Source organism: Ramlibacter sp. JJN2-2R (genome assembly GCF_057747835.1).
Genome location: NZ_CM173226.1, coordinates 1,377,159 through 1,396,654 on the forward strand (window position 1 = coordinate 1,377,159; position 19,496 = coordinate 1,396,654).

The following is a 19,496-nucleotide window of genomic DNA, read 5'->3' on the forward strand; positions in this document are numbered from 1 at the left end:
CCTTCGGGGAGGGGGGGCGTCACTTGGGCAGCTTGCTGGTGTCGATGTCGACGTAGCGCCAGAACTCGCGGGCGAACGGGTGGCGCACGTAGCCCACCACCCAGGGTTGCGTCAGGTCGATGCCGATGCGGTGCGTGCGCCACTTGTACGGCATGTAGGCCACCATGATGCGCACCGCCTCGCGGATGACGGCGTCGCGCTCGGGGCCGTCGGGCATCAGGCTCTGCTTCTGGTACAGCTCGTCGAACTTGTCGTTCTTGAAGCGCGAGAGGTTGCCCTGGCCCCACGACTTGCTGTAGCCGCGCTCGAGCACGCCGCCGCTGTCGGGCGTGCTGGCCGACAGGCCCAGCGCCCACATCTGCAGCTTGCCGGCGCGCGCGGACTTCAGGTGGTCGGGCCACTTGCCGATGCGCAGCACCACCTTGACGCCGATGGCGTCCATCGACTTCTTGAAGATCTCGTCCAGCTCGCGGTATTCGGCGGTGCTGAGCGTGTAGTAGTCGATCGACAGCGGCTGGCCGTCCGGCAGCTCGCGCCAGCCGTCGCCGTCGCGGTCCTTGTAGCCGAACATGTCCAGCAGCGCGATGGCGCGCGCGCGGTCGAAGGTGCCGTTCTCGGTGCGGAAGTCGGCCTTGTAGCTGTTGGTGAGCGGCATCACCGGGCTCTGGGCGACGATGGCCTGCCCGCGGCGCGGGCCGCGCACCTCGGCGGCGGCCTCGTAGGCCAGGGCCATGGCCCGGCGCAGCGCCACCTTCTCGGGGCTGTAGCCGCCCACCACCGGGTCCTGCATGTTGAAGTACGCGAACGTGACGTCCGACAGCGGCACCCGCTCCATCTGGATGCCGCGCTTGGCCAGGCTGGGACTGAGCTTGTTGTTCGGCAGCACCTGGTTGGCGTACGCGTACGGCAGGCGCTCGATGAACTCGTGCTCGCCGTTCAGGAAGGCCAGCCAGCGCGGCTGCGGCTCCTCGATGATCGAGACTTCCACCTTGTCGACCATCGGCAGGCGCTTGCCCTTCATCTTCGCGAGGATGGCCTGGCCGCGCGCGTCGTCCGCCGCGGGCTCGGCCCGGTAATACTCCTCACGGTAGTTGGGATTGCGCGTCAGCGTGATCTTCGACGCGCGCCGCCACTCGCTCAGAACGAAGGGGCCGGTGCCCACCGGGTGCTCCATGATCGCGGGGCCGTATTTCTCCACCACCTCGCGGGCCATGATGCCGAAGATGCCGGGGTCGGCCAGCGTGTAGATGAAGCGCGGGCGCGGTTCGGCGACGCGGAACTGCACGGTGTAGCGGTCCAGCGCGCGGATGCCCTCGAGGGCTTCGTCGTAGTTGAACTTGCCGCTGGCGACGGCGCGCCTGTTCAATTCCTCGGTGCCGAGGATCTTCTCCTCCAGCACGCCGCTCAGGCTGGGGCTCTTGGTGGCCGGATCGAAGATGCGCTTGTACGTGTAGACCACGTCGTCCGCGGTGAGCTCGCGCTTCTTGCCGTTGAAGGCCGCATCGTCGGCGAAGAAGATGCCGCGGCGCAGCTTCACGGTGTACGTGCGGAAGTCGGGCGAGACCTCCGGCATGCCGTCGGCGAGCACGGGCTGGATTTTGGCCGGGCGCGCGAGGTAGTCGTAGCCGTAGAGCGCGTCGAAGATGTTCGCGGTGACGATGCGCGAATACAGGTCGGACAGCTGCGCGGGATCGAAGCCGGTCTCGGCGATCGGGAACGCGTAGCGGAAGACCTTTTCTGTCGTGGGTGAGGGGGCCTGACCTTGGGCGCCGCACGGATAGGCGGCGCCGAGTGCCAGGCACAGGCTGATGGCCCGTGCCCAGTTCCGGAGGTTCATGCTTGGAAATACCTATAGGGGGATCGCGAAGGCGCAAGCATAATGCGCGCCCAGACGGCCGCCACAAGCGGTTTCCCCAAGACCTGCCCGGCCCGCGATCCGCGGGCCGATTCACAACATGCTCTCGTATCTGCTCCGACGGGTCCTGCAGATGATCCCCACGCTTGCCGGGGTCATCCTGCTGGTCTTCTTCCTGTTCAAGTACTTCGGTGGCGATCCGGCGGAAATCCTGGGCGGCCTGCAGGCTTCGGCCGCGCAGATCGAGTCGATCCGCAAGCAACTGGGTCTGGACAGGCCGGTGGTCGAGCAGCTGTGGATGTTCGTGCAGAAGGTGGCGACGTTCGACTGGGGCCGCAGCTGGACCACCAACGAGTCGATCTCCAACATCTTCGCGACGCGCCTGCCCGCCACGCTGACCATCATGATCCCCATCATGGTGCTGGAGGTCGTGCTGGCCATCGCCGCCGGCCTGGCCGTCGCCTACGTGCGCGGCAGCATCACCGACCGCGCCGTGATGATCATCACGACCGTCGCCCTGTCCATCAGCTTCCTGGTCTACGTGATCATCGGCCAGTACGTGTTCGGCTTCCTGCTCGGCTGGTTCCCGGTGCAGGGCTGGAGCCACAGCACGCTCACCAACCTCGCGGTCTACGCGCCGCTGCCGGTGATGCTGGCGGTGATGGTGAGCCTGGCGCCCAACACGCGCCTGTACCGCAGCTTCTTCCTCGACGAGATCGGCCACGACTACGTGCGCACCGCGCGCGCCAAGGGCGTGCCCGAGAAGACGATCATGTTCCGCCACGTGCTGCGCAACGCCATGATCCCGATCCTGACCAACGTGGCCACGCAGCTGCCCGGCGTGTTCATCGGCTCGTTCCTGATCGAGGTGTTCTTCTCGATCCCCGGCCTGGGCCGCGAGGTCTACAACGCGGTGAACCGCAGCGACTATCCCGTCATCCAGGCGGTGACCATCTACCTGGCGGTCCTCACCATGGTCATCAACCTCCTCACCGACGTGCTGTACAAGCTGGTCGACCCGCGGGTGGTCCTCAAATGAGCAGCATCGCCCCGGCCGCGCTTGCCGAAGCGCATGTCCCCGTTCCCCAATCGCTGCCCCATTCGCCGGGCGTCTGGGCCCAGGCCTGGGCGCGCCTGCGCCGCGACCGCGTGGGCATGGCCTGCCTGTGGATCGTCGGCGCGTTCCTGGCGCTGGTGCTGCTGGCGCAGGCCGGCCTGGTGGGCGCGGGCTGGCAGCGCGAGGTCGGCGAGGCGTTCGCGCCGCCCACCTTCGTGGGCGCCGGCGCGCGCGAGGCGGTCACGGCCGAAGCCGCGGGCGGGACCAGCGTCGACCTGAGCGACATCGATCCGCTCGCGCCGTACTACAAGCAGTGGTCCGAGCGCGCCGCGCAGGTCAAGTCCGAGGTCGTCGTGAAGGCCCCGACGCTGCCGCTGGGCGGCGACCGCCTGGGCCGCGACGTGCTGTCCAAGACGATCAAGGGCGCGCAGGTGTCCATCCTGGTGGGCATCGCCGCGGCGCTGCTGGCCACCTTCATCGGCACGCTGCTGGGCGCGCTGGCGGGCTACTTCGGCGGCCGCGTCGACGACCTGCTGGAGTGGCTGTACAACGTCTTCACCTCGGTGCCGTACATCCTGCTGATCTTCGCGCTGGCCGCGGTGTTCAAGTCGGGGCCGCTGGCCAAGACGTTCACCAATGGCATCGCCGCGGTGGTCATCATCCTGAGCGCGGTGGGCTGGACCAGCATCTACCGCCTGGTGCGCGCCGAGTACATGAAGCACCGCGGCCGCGAGTACGTGCGCGCCGCCGAGGCCATCGGCGCCGGCAACATGGCGCGCATGTTCGGCCACATCCTGCCGAACGTCAGCCACGTGGTGCTGGTGCAGCTGAGCCTGCACGTCGTGGCCTTCATCAAGGCCGAGGTGATCCTGTCGTTCCTCGGCCTGGGCGTGCCGATCGACATGGTGAGCTGGGGCACGATGCTGTCGGAAGCGCAGACCGAGCTGGTGCTGGGCATCTGGTGGCAGCTGGCCGCCGCCACGGTCTTCATGGCCGTCTTCGTCACCGCCTTCGCGCTCCTGACCGACGCGCTGCGCGACGCCCTCGACCCCAAGCTGCGCTGAGTCCACCATGAGTTCGATGATCGAAGTGCGCGACCTGCGGGTCGGCTTCCGCCTGGGCCAGGAACTGCACGAGGCCGTGCGCGGCGTCAGTTTCGACATCCCGGCCAACACCACGGTCGCCCTGGTCGGCGAGTCCGGCAGCGGCAAGAGCGTCAGCGCCATGAGCATCGTGCGGCTGCTGCCCGACAACGCGGTGGTCGATCCGGCCAGCCGCATCCTGTTCGAGGGCCGCGACCTGCTGCGGGCCTCGCCCGAGGAGATGCGGCGCATTCGCGGCAAGGACATCTCGGTGGTGTTCCAGGAGCCCATGAGCTCGCTCAACCCGGTGATGACCGTGGGCGAGCAGGTCGCCGAGGCGATCCGCATGCACCTGCCGCTTTCCGCGCGCGACGCGCGCGAGCGGGCGATGGACCTGCTCAACGAAGTCGGCATTCCCGAGCCGCGCGCGCGGCTGGACGCCTATCCGCACGAGCTGTCGGGCGGCCAGCAGCAGCGGGTGATGATCGCCATCGCCATCGCGTGCGAGCCCAAGCTGCTGATCGCCGACGAGCCCACCACCGCGCTGGACGTCACCGTGCAGCGCCAGGTCGTGGACCTGCTGGCGCGCCTGCAGGAGCGCCACCGCATGAGCATGCTGTTCATCAGCCACGACCTCGCGCTGGTCGGCGAGGTGGCCAGCCAGGTGATCGTCATGCGGCACGGCACGGTGCGCGAGGCCGGTGACGCGCAGCGCCTGTTCGAATCGCCGCAGGATGCCTACACGCGCGCGCTGCTGGCGTGCCGCCCCCGGCTGGACACGCGTCCGCTGCGGCTGCCGGTCATCGACGACATCGTCAACAACCGCCCGCTGGTCACCGAGCAGCGCGTGTCGCCGCCGGTCACCGGCGAGCCGCTGATCAAGGTCGAGGGCCTGCGCAAGGCCTACCGCCTGAAGGACGGGCTGTTCCGCCACAAGACCATCGACGCCGTGCGCGGCGCCGACTTCGAGCTGCACCGCGGCCGCACGCTGGGCGTCGTGGGCGAGTCCGGCTCCGGCAAGACCACCATCGGCATGATGCTCACGCGCCTGACCGACGCCAGCGGCGGCCGCATCCTGTTCGAGGGCCAGGACCTGGCCGCGCTGGCCGCCAGGGAGATGCGCCCGTACCGCCGGCGCATCCAGATCATCTTCCAGAACCCGTACGCCAGCCTCAACCCGCGCTTCACCATCGGCCAGATCCTGATGGAGCCGATGCGCATCCACGGCATCGGCGCCAGCGACGACGAGCGCGCGCGCCTGGCCCTGGGCTGGCTGGAGAAGGTCGGGCTGCCCGCCACGGCGTTCGGCAAGTACCCGCACGAGTTCTCGGGCGGCCAGCGCCAGCGCATCGCCATCGCGCGCTGCCTGACCATGCGGCCCGAGATCATCGTGTGCGACGAGAGCGTCAGTGCCCTGGACGTCAGCGTGCAGGCCACCGTGCTGAACCTGCTGCTGGACCTGCAGGAGGAGTTCGGCCTCACCTACGTCTTCATCAGCCACGACCTGGCGGTGGTGAAGTACATGGCCGACGACATCCTGGTGATGAACCGGGGCGAGATCGTCGAGCGCGGTTCGGCGCAGGCGATCTACGCCAACCCGCAGCACCCGTACACGCGCCAGCTGCTCGCCGCCATCCCGCGCGGCGCCGAGGCGGCGGCGCACGCGGTGCACTGAGCGCCTCGCCCGCGCGTCAGCGGATCTGCAGCGTCACCGTCGCGGCGTCGCCCGCGTCGAAGCGGGAGATCGCGGTGAGCGTCACGGTGACCGGCAGCACGGCCGGCCCGTTCAGCGCCGTCGCGACGGCCACCCGTGACGCGCCCAGCACCGTGAAGGTGATCGACAGGCCGCCCACCGCGACCGTGGCGCCGCTGCCGAGGGGCGGGCCGCCGTTCACCGCGAAGCTCCAGGAGGCCGGGCCCGAGGCGTCGAACTCGATCGACTGGCCGGGGTGGATGGCCACGCTCAGGAACTGCCCGCTCGAGGCCGGGTTGGACACCGCGAAGCCGTCCAGGAAGGCCGTCACGTTCAGGGACAGGCCGCTCGAGCCGATCACGATCGCGCCGCCGCCGCAGGCCGGCAGCAGGGCGCAGGCCACGGCCAGCACGACCCACGCGCGCCGGCCGGCGCCGGGCGCCGGGCGCACGCCGGCTGCGGCCGGAAGGTTGCGCGTTCCCATGGCCGTGTTGTCGCACCGGGCGCGGCGCAAAGCTGTGTTCAGTTGTGTCGCCCGCGCCGCGCCTGGCGGCCGGGGCGCTCTTCGGTCGCGGGCGCGCCGCCTCAGGCCGGCGTGCCGGCCCGGATCCAGGCCAGGGTGTCGGCGGCGGTCTGTGCCAGCGGGCGGCAGCGCAGGCCCTGCGCGCGCGCCGCGTCGCTGTTCATCGCGGCATGGCCGGGCGACTCGCCGCCGTGCCAGAGCGGGAACGACTGCCCGCTCGCATGGGCCTGCGCGGCGGTGATCCAGGACAGGTGCGTGCCGGGCGGCGCCACGCCGGCGGCGATGCCCGCCAGCAGGTCGGCGAACCCGAACGGCACCTGGGGCGCAGCGGTGTTGAACGTGCCGTGCACGCCGCGCTCCAGCGCGTCGAGCATGAACGCGGCCAGGTCGCGCGCGTCGATGTACTGCACGGCGGCGTCCTGCGGGCCGGGGGCGACCACCTCGCCGCCGGCGGCGAGGCGCCGCACCCACTCGGGAAAGCGCTGCGTGTAGTCGTCCGGGCCCACGATGTAGGTGGGCCGCACGATCAGCGCGTCGGGATGGCGCGCGAGCACGGCGTCCTCGCACAGGACTTTCAGCGGCCCGTAGTTCTCGGCCGTGATCGCCACCGTGTCGAGCGTCGCGGGGTCGAGGTCGGAGGTGTCCGCGCGCGCGGCGGACTCGTCGGCGTCGCGCGGGATGTCGGGCGCGTAGACCGACACCGAGGACACGAACAGGTAGCGGCCGATGCGCCCCTGCAGGGTGTCGGCCATGCGGTGGATCTCGCCCGGGCGGTAGGCGCAGGTGTCGATCACCGCGTCCCACTCGCCGTGCGCGAGCGCGCCGCGGTCGAGGTTGCGGTCGCCGATGCGCTGGCCGGCTCCGTCCACGCCTTGGGGATGGGTGCGGCCGCGGTGGAACAGGTCGACCTGGTGCCCGCGCGCCAGTGCCTGCCGCGCCGCGGCCAGGCCGCAGAAGCGGGTGCCGCCGATGAACAGGAGACGCACGACGGGCTCCTTACTTGCGCCGGTACTGGCGCAGGAAGGCCAGCACCTTGGCCTCGTCGTAGTCCTTGCCCGCCTCCAGCTGGCTGGTGTCCTGCGAGTGCACCAGCCGGCCCTGGTCGTCCAGCACGAACAGGTGCGGATAGCCCTTGATCTTGGGCCACTGCGACAGCACCGCCTCGTTGCGGTTCTGCGGCGAGAAGTTGACCTTGACCACGACGTAGTTCTCGTCGACCAGGCGCTTGACCGGCTCGTGCGACGCGATGAACTTGTCGAGGATGTGGCACCAGATGCACCACTCGCCGCCCACGTCCACCAGCACGTGCTTGCGCTGCGCGCGGGCCGCGTCGACCGCGGCGCGCACGTCGGCGGCGGCGTCGCGGGCGGGGTCGAACCTGGCCTGCGCGTGGGCAGTGACGGCGAGGCAGGCACAGGCGATCGCGAGCAGCCACAGGCGCGCGGTCGCGAGGAAGGAGGGGGACGTCGGCATGGGCCGATCTTAGCGGCGGACCTCCCCCGCAAGCATGCTGACTTCCCCGGGGTTGAAGTGCTGTAATTTCCGCTCGGCCGCCGGTGCGGCCGGGAGCGCGCGATGACCTATCTCGAGACCCGCAGCCACGAGCTGCGCAAGCGAAGCCTGCTGATGATCGACGGCAGCCTCACCGCCGACCAGCAGTCCGCCGAGGCCGGCGCCAGCGTGCGCGTGCACCGCGACGGCTACTGGGGCTTTGCGGCCGCCACCGGCGCGGCGGATGCCGCGGCGACCGGCCGGCTGAAGGACCAGGCGCTGCGCAACGCGCAGGCGATGGCCGCCTTCGGCCCGCGCGCCGCGCTGGCCCTGCCGGGCGGCTCGTACCAGGGGCGGCACGAGTTCGCCGGCAAGCCGGCCCTCGGCCGCCACGAGCTCGTGCAGCGGCTGGCCGAGCTCGATGCCTGGTGCCGCGCGCGCTACCCGCGGCTGAAATCCGTGCGGCTGCGCGCCGAGGACGAGCGCCACACCAAGCACGTGACCAACTCGCTGGGCTCCGATGCGGTCAACGGCATCGCGCGCGGCGTGCTGCATGTGGTGTTCGCCGCCGCGGGCGCCGACGGCACGCCCGTGGAGCTGTCGGAGGCGTTCAGCGCCAAGGGCAGCCTGGCCGACATCGACCTGCGCCCGCAGGCGCTGCAGGCCGCGCTGGACGAGCTGCACGGCCACCTGATGGCCAAGTGCGAGGCCGTGCCGGCGCGCGGCGGCATCCACACCGTCGTCATGGGCCCGCACCTGGCCGGCATCCTCGCCCACGAGGCGATGGGCCACCCGTGCGAAGCCGACCTGGTGCTGGGCGGCGCGGTCACCGGCAACCTGGTCGGCCAGCGCGTGGCCAGCGAGCTGGTCACCATGGTCGACATCGCCCACACCTTCCGCGGCGAAGAGGCGATGGTCCCCGTGTATTGCGACGACGAAGGCACGCCGTCGACCGACGCGGTGCTGATCCAGGACGGCATCCTGCGCCAGTTCATGACCAGCCGCGAGACGGCCGGCCAGCTGGGCCTGCCCAACACCGGCAGCGCGCGCGCCTATGCGCCGGCCGACGAGCCGCTCGTGCGCATGCGCAACACCGCCATCCTGCCGGGCACCAGCCACCTGCAGGACATGATCGCCGGCGTCGACGACGGCTACTACCTGGTGCGCACCAGCAACGGCCAGGCGGACACCACCACCGAGTTCATGTTCGGCATCACGCTCGGCTACGAGATCCGCGGCGGCAGGCTCGGACGCGCGATTCGCGACACCACGATGTCGGGCTCGGCCATCAAGGTGCTGCAAAGCGTCGATGCGGTCTCCTCCGACGTGTACTGGACGGCCTCGGGCTACTGCGGCAAGAAGCAGGTGATGGTGGTCTCGCTCGGCGGCCCCGCGTTGCGGGCCCGCGCCCACCTGGGAGGCCAGTGATGGATCCGCGGCAACTCCAGGACACGGCGCACGCGGCGCTCGAGGCGATGCAGGGCGCGGGCTTCGAACACGCGCAGGCCAGCGCCGCCGGCGTGCTGCTGCACGAACTGAGCGCGCAGGACAACCGGCCCAGCCTGCTGCGGTCCGTGCAGACCGACACCCTCACGCTGGTGGGCATCGTCGACGGGCGGCTCGCCAGGACCACGACCACGACGCACGACGCCGCCGGGCTGCGCGAAGCCGTGGCGGCGCTGTTGCGGGACGCGAAGGGCGCCCCGCGCGACGATGCGCATGCGGTCTCGGCCGGCCAGCGGCTGCGCCTGGCGCAGGGGCCGCTGGCGTGCGACCCGGGGCAGCTGACGCAGGCGCTGTCGGACCTGCTCGCCTACCGCGAGGGCGCGGCGCCGGCGATGCACCTGCAGTCGGTGGTGGCATCGCACGAGCTGCGCTCGTTCCACACGCTCACCACCGGCGGCACCGACCTGGCGGGGCAGGTGGGCTGCTACGCCATGCTGGCCATGGGCACGGCGCGCGAGGGCGCCCGGTCGAGTTCGTTCAACTACGCGTTCGGCACCACGCACGACCTGGGCGCGGCGCCGGTCCAGGATCAGTTCGGCCTGGGCGCCATGCTGCGCGACACGGTGCGCCAGGTCGATGCGCAGCCGCTGGGCGACAAGTTCGTCGGCGACGTGGTGCTGGCGCCCAATGCGGTGGAAGACCTGCTGGCGTGGCTGACGGGCCAGCTGGGCGACGCGGCCCTGATCGGCGGCACGTCGCTGTACCGCGACCGCGTGGGCCAGGCCATCGCTTCGCCGCTGTTCACGCTGGAAGGCCGCTACGACCTGCCCGGCGTGGTGGGCGTGACGGCCGATGCGTTCGTCGCGCCGTCCGTGCCCATCGTGCGCCAGGGCGTGCTGCAACGCGTGCTGCCCACGCTGTACGGCAGCCGCAAGACGGGGCTGCCACATTCGCCCGCGGCACCCCAGGGCGGTTGGGACCTCGAGGCCGGCGCCACGCCGCTGGCGCAGGTGGTCGGCGGCGTGCAGCACGGCGCGCTGGTCGGCCGGCTGTCGATGGGCCGGCCCGCCGCCAACGGCGACTTCTCGGGCGTGATCAAGAACAGCTTCCGGCTGCGCGGCGGCGAAGTCGCCGGTGCGCTGTCGGAGACCATGGTCACGGGCAATGTCGCCTCCATGCTGCGCGACATCGTGGCCGTCAGCCGCGAGCGCCAGGACGGGCCGGGCACGCGGCTGCCGTGGCTGCGGGTGGCGAACCTGCATTTCAGCTGAGGCCCGCCTCGGCGGCTGCGGCCGCTGCGCCGGGGACGCCGCCCGGGCCGCCCGCGCCGCCCGCGGGCGCCGGAGCGGCCCCGCCGCCTCCTAGAATGGGCGCCCGGACGCGACGCCCACCCGGCGCCCGCGGCAACGCCGCCACCAGCGGCCCATCCCCCCTGCCCATGACCCCTTCCACCGACACCAATCCGTTGCTGCAGCCGTGGGACGCCCCGTTCCAGCTGCCCCCGTTCGACCGCACCGCCGCCGCGCACTTCGAACCCGCGCTGCAGGAAGCCATGGCGCGGCACCGCGCCGAGGTCGACGCCATCGCGGCCAGCGCGGACGCGCCGACGTTCGAGAACACCATCGCGGCGCTCGACCGCAGCGGTCGGCTGCTGGCGCGCATCCAGGGGATGTTCCACAACCTGTGCTCCTCGGAAAGCTCCGACGAGCTGCGCGCCGTGCAGCGCCGCATGGCCGTGCCGCTGGCCGCGCACGCCAACGCCATCTCGATGCACGCGGGCCTGTTCCGGCGCGTCGACGCGCTGCACGAGCAGCGCCGGCAACTCGGCCTCACCAGCGAGCAGCTGCGCCTGCTCGAGCGCGTGCACCTGGACTTCGTGCGCGCCGGCGCGCTGCTGCCGGGCGATCGCCAGGCGCGCCATGCCCGCATCACCGAGCGGCTCGCGGCGCTGAACACCGCCTTCGGCCAGAACGTGCTGCACGACGAGTCCGGGTGGAGCCTGCTGCTGCGCGACGAGGCCGACCTGGCCGGGCTGCCCGACTTCCTGCGCGCCGCCGCGCAGCGCGCCGCGGCCGACCGCGGCCAGGAGGGCGCGTACGCCATCACGCTGTCACGCTCGTCCATCGTGCCCTTCCTCACCTTCTCGCAGCGGCGCGACCTGCGCGAGACGGCCTGGCGTGCCTGGACCGGCCGCGGCGAGGCCGACGGCGAGCACGACAACCGGCCGCTGATCGGCGAGATCGTCCGGCTGCGCCACGAGCAGGCCGGCCTGCATGGTTACGCCACCTATGCCGACTACGCGCTGGTGGACCGCATGGCGCGCGAGCCCGCGGCGGTGCACCGGCTGCTGGACGACGTGTACGAGCGCGCGTGCAAGGCGCTGGCGCGCGAGCGGGCGGCCATCGACGAGGTGCGCCGCGCCGCCGGCGACACCGGCGAGCTCGAGCCCTGGGACTGGCGCTTCTGGTCCGAGCAGGTGCGCCAGCGCCAGTACGCCGTGGACGACGCCGAGGTCAAGCCGTATTTCCCGCTCGAGGCGATGGTGCAGGCCGCGTTCGATTGCGCCCAGCGCCTGTTCGGCGTGCGCTTCCTGCCGCGCCCCGAGCTGAAGCTGTACCACCCGGACGTGAAGGCGTACGAGGTCGTCGACGCGGCCGGTGCGCCGGTCGGCCTGTTCCTGCACGACAACTTTGCCCGGCCGAACAAGCGCAGCGGCGCCTGGATGAGCGGCTTCCACTGGCAGTGCCGCAACGGCGGGCCGACGCGGCCGGTGATCATCAACAACAACAACTTTGCCAAGGGCGAGCCCACGCTCCTGAGCTTCGACGACGTGCGCACGCTGTTCCACGAGTTCGGCCACGGGCTGCACGGCCTGCTGTCGGACGTGACGTACCGCCAGCTGTCCGGCACCGCCGTGCTGCGCGACTTCGTCGAGCTGCCCTCGCAGCTGTTCGAGCACTGGATGGCGGAGCCGCAGGTGCTGCGCCGCCACGCGCGGCACGTCGCGACGGGCGAGCCGATCCCCGAGGCGCTGGTCGGGCGCATCCAGGCGGCGCAGAACTTCGGCCAGGCCTACGACACGGTGCGCTACTGCGCCAGCGCGATCGTCGACATGGCGGTGCACGGCCATCGCGATCCCGCCGGCGTGACCGACTGGCCCGCCTTCGAGGCGCAGGTGCTGCGCGAGCGCGGCCTGCCGCCCGCCGTGGGCCTGAACCACCGGCTGGTGCATTTCCAGCACCTCTTTGCCGGCGGCTATGCGGCCGGCTACTACGTGTACCTGTGGGCCGAGGTGCTGGACGCCGATGCCTACGACGCGTTCGTCGAGGCGGGCGACCCGTTCGCCCCCGAGGTGGCCGAGCGCCTGAAGCGCTGCATCTATTCGTCCGGCAACACGATGGAGCCGGGCCGCGCCTACGAAGCCTTCCGCGGCCGCGCGCCGCGCCTGGAGCCGCTGCTCGCCCAGAAGGGCCTGCTGGAGCCGGCGTGACGGCGCCGCGCCGGCTGGAGACGCCGCGGCTCGTGCTGCGCACGTTCGAGCCGCAGGACCATGCGGCCTATGCGCGCATCTGCGCCGATCCCGAGGTGATGCGCTACGTGGGCGTCGGGCAGGCGAACACGCCCGAGATCACCTGGCGCAGCATGGCCGGCATGCTCGGCCACTGGGCCCTGCTCGGTTACGGCATCTGGGCCGTGCAGTTGCGCGACGGCCCGCTCATCGGCCATGCGGGCTTCATCGACGTGCCGGGCTGGCCCGGCTTCGAGCTCGCCTGGCTGCTGGGGCGCGACCACTGGGGCCAGGGCTACGCGCGTGAGGCCGCGGGCGCGGCCCTGCGCGTGGCCACCGACGTCCTGCACCGCCAGCGCGTCATCAGCCTGATCCGGCCGCAGAACACGCCGTCGATCCGGCTCGCGCTGGCACTGGGCGCGCAGCGCGAGGGCGAGGTGGAGCTGCTGGGCAGCCCGGCGCAGGTGTACGTGCATCGCGCCGGCGCGGCCGGCTGAACGGCGCGTCCGCGATGCAACTCGTGTCCCGTTTTCTCGCCTCGGCGGCGCTCGCCGCGGCCGGCCTGCTCGCGGGCTGCGCGCAGCCGCCCGTGGCCGAACCGGCGGCGCCGATCCGCATCCAGCTGATCGCGCTGAACGATTTCCACGGCCACCTGGAGCCGCCGCGCATCGCCATCAGCGCGCCGGTCGCCGGCACCACGGCCACCGTGACCGTGCCGGCCGGCGGCGCGGCCTACCTGGCCACGGCAGTGCGGCAGCTGCGCGCGCGCAACCCGCACACCGCCGTGGTTGCCGCCGGCGACCTGGTGAGTGCCAGCCCGCCCGTGTCGTCGCTGTTCCTCGACGAGCCGGCCGTGGCGGTGATGAACGCGGTCGGCCTGGACGTGGCCGCGGTCGGCAACCACGAATTCGACCGCGGCGTGCCCGAGCTGCTGCGCCTGCAGAACGGCGGCTGCGAGCAGCACACCCGCCGCGAGCCGTGCGCGGTCGACCGGCCGTTCCCGGGCGCGCGCTTCCAGTACCTAGCGGCCAACGTGCTGCGCGGCGACGGCGCGCCGCTGCTGCCCGCGACGGCGCTGAAGGAATTCCGCACGGCCGCGGGTCCGGTGCGCGTGGGCTTCATCGGCATGACGCTGCGCGGCACGCCGACGCTGGTGTCGCCCGGCGGCGTGGCGGGCCTCACGTTCGCCGACGAGGCCCGCACGGCCAACGCGCTGGTGCCGGGGCTGAAGGCGCAGGGCGCCGATGCCATCGTGGTGCTGGTCCACGAAGGCGGCGCCACCACCGGCGGCTACGACGACAAGAGCTGCCCCAACCTGACCGGCGACATCCTGCCCATCCTGCAGGGGCTGGATCCCGCCGTCGACGTGGTCGTGTCCGGCCACACGCACCGGGCCTACGTCTGCGACCACGGCCGCATCGACCCGTCCCGGCCCTTCCTGCTCACCAGCGCGGGCCAGTACGGCACGCTGCTCACGGCCATCCGGCTCGACTTCGACCCGCGCTCGCGCCGCCTGGTCGGCAAGGACGCCGACAACGTCATCGTGCAGGGCGAGGGCTTCGCCGCCGCCAGCGGCGAGCGCATCGAGGTCACGCCGCGCCTGCCCAGCTTCGCGCGAGACCCGGCGGTGGACGCCATCGTCACGCGCTATGCCGCTGCCGCGGCGCCGCTGGTGCAGCGGGTCGTCGGCCGGCTGGCCGGAGCGGTGACCCGCACCGCCACCCCTGCCGGCGAGAGCGCCCTCGGCAACCTCGTGGCCGATTCGCAGCTGGCCGCGACCCGCGCGCCGGAGCACGGCGGCGCCCAGGTCGCCTTCATGAATCCCGGCGGCGTGCGGGCCGACCTGCTCGTGCCGCCGGGCGGCGGCCCGGTGACCTACGGGCAGCTGTTCACGGCGCAGCCGTTCGGGAACACGCTGGTGGTCAAGACGCTCACCGGCGCCCAGCTGAAGGCCGTGCTGGAGCAGAACCAGTTCGGCGCCCAGCCGGTGCCGCGCGTGCTGCTGCCCTCGGCCGGCTTCGCGTACCGCTACGACCCGCGGCTGCCCGCCGGCGCGCGCGTGACCGCGATGACCCTGGACGGGCAACCGGTGGAGCCGGCGCGGCGCTACCGCGTCGCCATGAACAGTTTCCTGGCGGCCGGCGGCGACGGCTACACCGTGTTCACCGAGGGCACGGACGTGACCGGCGGCGTGCTCGACCTGGACGCCTTCGAGAGTTACGTCGCCGGGCAGGGCGCCCTCGCGGCGCCGGCCACCACGCGCATCGTCCGAGAGCCCTGAAGCCGGCCGCTCGGGCCGCGCGCCGGCCCGCCGCGCCGGATCCGGACATCCGGCCGGCACGGTTAGCATCGCGGCCCATGACGATGTTCCCGATCTCCCGCCGCGGCGTGCACCGCGTCCTGTCCGTTGCGGCGCTGGCCGGTGCCGCCCCCTGGCGCACGGCCCTGGCGAGTGCGCCGGCTTCCTCCGGCGGCTCCGCCGCGCTCGCCGCCCTGGCGGACCGCTACGACGCCGCGAAGATGGCGCTGTTCCCGGTCGACGCGACCGAGAACACGGGCGATCCGGCCTACGAAGGCGCGTTCGAGATCGACATCGCCCCGGCGCACCTGCGGCGCCAGGAACGCCTGTACCGCGGCGTGCTGGCCGGACTGCGCCGCATCGACGTCGCCAGCCTGTCGGCGGCCGACCGCACCACCCACGAGCTGCTGCAGTACGAGGCCAACGACCGCCTCACGCTGCTGGAGTACCCGTGGCACCTGACCCCGGTGGGGCACATGGACAGCCTGCCGGTGAAGCTGTCGCAGTGGGCCACGGGCCGGGCGGCCCAGCCGCTGCGCACGACCGCCAACTACGAGCACTTCCTGCGCCGCCTGCAGGGCCTGCCGGCCTGGATCGCGCAGGCGATCCGCAACATGGACGAAGGCATCGCGCGGGGCATCGTGCTGCCGCGCGCCCTGGTCGAGCGCACGCTGCCGCAGCTGGAGGCGCTGGACACGCGCGATCCGCAGGCCAGCCCCTACCTCGCGGGCGTCCGGCAGTTTCCCGACACCGTCCCGGCCGCCGACCAGGCGCGGCTGGCTGCGGCCTACCGCGCGGTCGTCACCCGCTCGCTCGCGCCGGCCGTGCATCGGCTGCGCGTCTACATGGCCGAGCGCTACCTGGCCGCGGCGCGACCCAGCTCGGGGATCGGCGCGCTGCCCGGCGGCAAGCGCTGGTACCGGCTGCTCGCCGCGTCGAGCACCACCACGTCGATGGAGCCGGCGGCCATCCACGAGCTGGGGCTGCGCGAGGTGGCCCGCATCCGGGCCGAGATGGACGGCGTGCGCCAGCGCGTGGGCAGCACGCAGACGCTGGACGAGTTCCTGCGCGACTACGACGAGGCGCCCGGCCTGCGACCGTTCCGCACCGAGGCGGACGTGCTGCGGGCCTATGCGGCGATCAACGAGCAGGTGAAGGCCAGGCTGCCATCGCTGTTCGAGCGCGCGCCCAAGGCGGCGCTGGAGATCCGCGCGGTGGAGCCGATCCGCCGCGACACGGCCTCCGACCACTACATCCCGCCGGCTGCCGACGGCTCGCGGCCCGGCGCGTTCTACACCGTGATCACCGACCCGGCGAAATACAGCACGCCCGGCATGACCTCGCTGTTCCTGCACGAGGGGCAGCCCGGGCACCACTACCACATCGCCCTGCAGCAGGAGCTGCCGCTGCCGGCCTTCCGCCGCCACGCCTGGTACGACGCCTTCGGCGAAGGCTGGGCGCTGTATGCCGAGAGCCTGGGCAACGACATGGGGCTGTACGACGACCCGCTGCAATACCTCGGTCGCCTGCAGATGGAGCTGCTGCGCGCGGTGCGCCTGGTGGTCGACACCGGGCTGCACGAGAAGGGCTGGTCGCGCGAGCAGGCCATCGCCTACGTGCGCGACATGCAGGGCCGCAGCGAGTCGTCCGCGCGCCGCGCGATCGAGCGCTACATGGCGTGGCCCGGCCAGGCGCTGGCCTACAAGGTCGGCGAACTGAAGATCCTGGAGCTGCGCGAGCGCGCCCGCCGCGCGCTGGGCGAGCGCTTCGACATCCGCCGCTTCCACACCCAGGTGCTCGGCGAGGGCTCGATGCCGCTGAGCATGCTGGAAGCCAGGATCGACCGCTGGATCGCCGCGCAGCGCTGAGGCGCAACGGGCCCGCGCCGCGGGCCGGCTTTCTGCCGGATGGGCCGCTCCTATCCCGGCCATGCAGCGCGCCCCATTGAGCGCCGCGCCGGGCTTGCCTACAGTGTGGGCTTCGACCAGGAGACCGCCCATGCGCAACCGATCCAGACTCATCGTCGGCTTCGCCATCCAGCTCGCCGGCCTGGCGGTGCTGGCCGGCCACCTGGTGTGACGCCGGGGACCGCCGCCATGCAGCTGCCCGACTTCGACGAGTTCCGCCGCCAGGCCCTGGCCCAGGGCTTCGACCAGGTGCTGGCGCGCACCTGGGAGCCCGGCCTGGTGCTGGCGAGCCACACGCATCCCTTCGACGCCAGCGCGCTCGTCGTCGAAGGCGAGATGTGGCTGGCCGTGGATGGCCGCGAGCGCCACCTGCTGCCGGGCGACACGTTCGAGCTGGCGCGCGAGACGCCGCACGCCGAGCGCTATGGCGCGCGCGGCGCCACCTACTGGGTCGCTCGTCGCGCCTGATCGCGCGCGGAGGACCGTCGCGGCTCGCGCCGCGCCCGTTGCGGCACGTCGACCCCGGGGCGCGAACGCCCCCGCGCGGGCCGTGCACGCCGTTCAGCGCGGCGCCATGTGCCGGCCGACGAACCCCAGCACCTGCTGGTACCAGGCCACGACGTTGCGCGGCTTGAGGATCCAGTGGTTCTCGTCGGGGAACACGACCAGCTCGCTGTCCACGCCGTGGTACTGCAGCGCCTCGAACAGGTTCAGGCCCTCGCCGATCGGGCAGCGGTAGTCGCGCTCGCCGTGCAGGATCAGCACCGGCGTCTTCCAGTTGGCGATGTGGCGGATCGGCGCGTAGCGGTCGTAGCCGGCCGGGTCGGCATAGGGGTTCTCGCCGCCCATCTCCAGGTACCACCAGCCGGGGTGGTCGGTGGTGCCGGTGAAGTTGGCCATGGTCACGATGCTGGCGTGCGTGACCAGGCAGCGGAAGCGCTGGGTCTGGGTGCCGATCCAGTTGGTCATGTAGCCGCCGAAGCTGCCGCCCATGGCCATGATGCGGGCCGGGTCCATGTCGGGCCGGCGCTCCAGCGCGTCGGTCACGGCCATCAGGTCGCGGTAGCACTGCTCGCCCCAGACGTTGCCCCAGATGCCCTGCACGAACGCCTGGCCGAAGCCGGTCGAGCCGCGCGGGTTGGGCTGCACCACCGCGTAGCCCTGCGCCACCGCCAGCAGCGCGTTCCAGCGCCAGTGCCAGCCGTCGCCGCTCATGCCGATCGGGCCGCCGTGGATCCACAGCAGCACCGGGCGCGCCTGCCTGGCGCCGCGCGGCCGCGTGACCCAGCTCTGGATCGGCGTGCCGTCGCTCGACACGGTGGTGATGCTTTCGGTCTCGGCCCACGCGTGGGCCGGCGTGAAGCCGGACAGCCGCGCCAGCGGCCGCAGCGCGGCGCCGGGCCGGCCCTCGTGCACGTAGCACTCCGGCGCGTCCAGCAGCGACGAGCGGCTGCAGGCGAAGCCGCCCCGTGGCAGGGCCACGACCTCGGCATGCGCGCCTTCGGCCGGCCCGGTCAGGCGCTCGACGCGGCCCGAGGCGGCGTCGATGGCGAACACCGGCACACTGCCTTCGTCGTCGGCCGTGGCCAGCACCTGCCGGCCGTCGGCGGACCAGTCATGCGGATGCGGCCAGCGGTCCCAGTCGAGCGCCAGTTCGCGCACCGCCTGCCCGGCGACGTCGACGATCACCAGGGTGGGCCGCACCACGTCCTTGGCGGACCGGGTGGCGCGCACCGCGGCCAGCTGCGTGCCGTCGGGCGAGAAGCGCGGGCCCTCCATGGTGGTGAAGGAAGCCTGGGGCAGGATGGTGCGCGCTCGCGTCGCCAGGTCGACGAGCGCCAGGTGCGTGTCGCCGGCGCGGTCGTCGCCGGGCGTGCGCCACGTCATCACGGCGCGGGCGCCGTCGGCGGCGATGTCCAGGTGCGGCTCGATGTCCAGCTCGCCGGCCGCGTCCGGCGTCAGGTCGGCGCGGTCGGTGCCGCGCGCGCTGGCCGCCAGCAGGTGCGTGTGCGCGCGGTCGGCGTCCTGGTGCAGCCAGTGGTCCCAGTGCCGCACCGGCTGGCGGCGGAAGGTGCGCGCGCTGGGGCCCTTCTTCGCCCGTTCGGCGGCCGTCTCGCGCTGCTTGTCGGCCGGCACGTCGCGCAGCACCGGCGCGAAGAACACCATGCGGTCGGCGCGGGCCGCGAACCGGAACGCCTCGATGCCCAGCGGCTCGTCGGTGAGCTGCTGCGGCTCGCCGCCGCTGGCCGGCAGCAGCCAGACCTGCATGCGCTTGTCGGCCTCCTCGTCCGGCTTGACCTCGTTGGGCTGGCGGTTCGACAGGAAGCCCAGCGCGCCGTCGTGGCGAAAGCACGGCGCGACGTCGTTGCTGTCCCCGCGCGTGAGCTGGATCGCCTCGCCGCCCGCGGTGGGCAGCTTCCACAGGTCCGACACGTACCTGGTGCCGTCGCGGTCGAGCCGCTGCACCGCCACCGCCAGCCAGCTGCCGTCGGGCGAGCGCGCGATGCTCGCCACCCGGCGCAGGCGGATGTGGTCTTCGACGGTGAAAGTGCTCGTGGCCATGGGCGGTCTCGCGAAGAAGGGAGTGACTCGGCATTGTGTCGCACGGTGCGGCGCGGCCCGCCGGGGATTGCCC

General features: G+C 72.4%; 15 protein-coding genes. 10 read left to right on the forward strand and 5 right to left on the reverse strand.

Features of this window, described 5'->3' with window-relative positions:
• Positions 1-19: 19 nt before the first annotated feature.
• Positions 20-1,837, reverse strand: coding sequence for an ABC transporter substrate-binding protein (locus tag AC3ANR_RS06790; RefSeq protein ID WP_488291118.1), 1,818 nt, complete (start codon positions 1,835-1,837; stop codon positions 20-22).
• A gap of 118 nt (positions 1,838-1,955) precedes the next feature.
• Between AC3ANR_RS06790 and AC3ANR_RS06795 the strand changes: the two genes are divergently transcribed.
• Genes AC3ANR_RS06795 through AC3ANR_RS06805 form a run of 3 tightly spaced genes read left to right on the forward strand, consistent with a single transcriptional unit; the run spans position 1,956 to position 5,669 of the window.
• A complete protein-coding gene (locus AC3ANR_RS06795; RefSeq protein ID WP_488291119.1) occupies positions 1,956-2,894 on the forward strand; it encodes an ABC transporter permease in 939 nt (312 codons plus the stop codon).
• A complete protein-coding gene (locus AC3ANR_RS06800; protein WP_488291120.1) occupies positions 2,891-3,976 on the forward strand; it encodes an ABC transporter permease in 1,086 nt (361 codons plus the stop codon). Before AC3ANR_RS06795 ends, AC3ANR_RS06800 begins: the two co-directional genes overlap by 4 nt.
• 7 nt (positions 3,977-3,983) lie before the next feature.
• Positions 3,984-5,669 carry an ABC transporter ATP-binding protein gene (locus tag AC3ANR_RS06805; protein ID WP_488291121.1) on the forward strand — a complete coding sequence of 562 codons (1,686 nt, stop codon included), beginning with the start codon at positions 3,984-3,986 and terminating at the stop codon, positions 5,667-5,669.
• Between the two features lie 16 nt (positions 5,670-5,685).
• Here AC3ANR_RS06805 and AC3ANR_RS06810 read toward each other — a convergent pair whose 3' ends face one another.
• The 3 genes from AC3ANR_RS06810 to AC3ANR_RS06820 all read right to left on the reverse strand — a co-directional run bounded on the left by AC3ANR_RS06810 (position 5,686) and on the right by AC3ANR_RS06820 (position 7,683).
• A complete protein-coding gene (locus AC3ANR_RS06810; protein WP_488291122.1) occupies positions 5,686-6,171 on the reverse strand; it encodes a hypothetical protein in 486 nt (161 codons plus the stop codon).
• A gap of 101 nt (positions 6,172-6,272) precedes the next feature.
• A complete protein-coding gene (locus AC3ANR_RS06815; protein ID WP_488291123.1) occupies positions 6,273-7,196 on the reverse strand; it encodes an NAD-dependent epimerase/dehydratase family protein in 924 nt (307 codons plus the stop codon).
• 10 nt (positions 7,197-7,206) lie between these two features.
• Positions 7,207-7,683 (reverse strand): thioredoxin family protein, encoded by a 477-nt coding sequence (locus AC3ANR_RS06820; protein ID WP_488291124.1) that lies wholly within the window; start codon positions 7,681-7,683, stop codon positions 7,207-7,209.
• A gap of 102 nt (positions 7,684-7,785) precedes the next feature.
• Here AC3ANR_RS06820 and AC3ANR_RS06825 point away from each other — a divergent pair, with 102 nt between their 5' ends.
• From AC3ANR_RS06825 to AC3ANR_RS06855, 7 genes are all read left to right on the forward strand, one after another.
• Complete coding sequence (locus tag AC3ANR_RS06825; protein ID WP_488291125.1) at positions 7,786-9,129, forward strand: TldD/PmbA family protein; 1,344 nt, start codon at positions 7,786-7,788, stop codon at positions 9,127-9,129.
• Positions 9,129-10,418 (forward strand): metallopeptidase TldD-related protein, encoded by a 1,290-nt coding sequence (locus tag AC3ANR_RS06830; protein WP_488291126.1) that lies wholly within the window; start codon positions 9,129-9,131, stop codon positions 10,416-10,418. The genes AC3ANR_RS06825 and AC3ANR_RS06830 overlap by 1 nt, the downstream gene beginning before the upstream one ends.
• Before the next feature lie 167 nt (positions 10,419-10,585).
• Positions 10,586-12,637, forward strand: coding sequence for a M3 family metallopeptidase (locus AC3ANR_RS06835; protein ID WP_488291127.1), 2,052 nt, complete (start codon positions 10,586-10,588; stop codon positions 12,635-12,637).
• Complete coding sequence (locus tag AC3ANR_RS06840) at positions 12,634-13,152, forward strand: GNAT family N-acetyltransferase (RefSeq protein ID WP_488291128.1); 519 nt, start codon at positions 12,634-12,636, stop codon at positions 13,150-13,152. The genes AC3ANR_RS06835 and AC3ANR_RS06840 overlap by 4 nt, the downstream gene beginning before the upstream one ends.
• Positions 13,153-13,166: 14 nt before the next feature.
• Positions 13,167-14,936 carry a bifunctional metallophosphatase/5'-nucleotidase gene (locus AC3ANR_RS06845; protein ID WP_488291129.1) on the forward strand — a complete coding sequence of 590 codons (1,770 nt, stop codon included), beginning with the start codon at positions 13,167-13,169 and terminating at the stop codon, positions 14,934-14,936.
• A 77-nt stretch (positions 14,937-15,013) separates the two neighbouring features.
• A complete protein-coding gene (locus tag AC3ANR_RS06850; RefSeq protein WP_488291130.1) occupies positions 15,014-16,822 on the forward strand; it encodes a DUF885 domain-containing protein in 1,809 nt (602 codons plus the stop codon).
• A 228-nt stretch (positions 16,823-17,050) separates the two neighbouring features.
• Complete coding sequence (locus tag AC3ANR_RS06855; RefSeq protein WP_488291131.1) at positions 17,051-17,329, forward strand: cupin domain-containing protein; 279 nt, start codon at positions 17,051-17,053, stop codon at positions 17,327-17,329.
• Between the two features lie 93 nt (positions 17,330-17,422).
• Here AC3ANR_RS06855 and AC3ANR_RS06860 read toward each other — a convergent pair whose 3' ends face one another.
• Positions 17,423-19,423, reverse strand: coding sequence for a S9 family peptidase (locus AC3ANR_RS06860; protein ID WP_488291132.1), 2,001 nt, complete (start codon positions 19,421-19,423; stop codon positions 17,423-17,425).
• Positions 19,424-19,496: the final 73 nt, after the last annotated feature.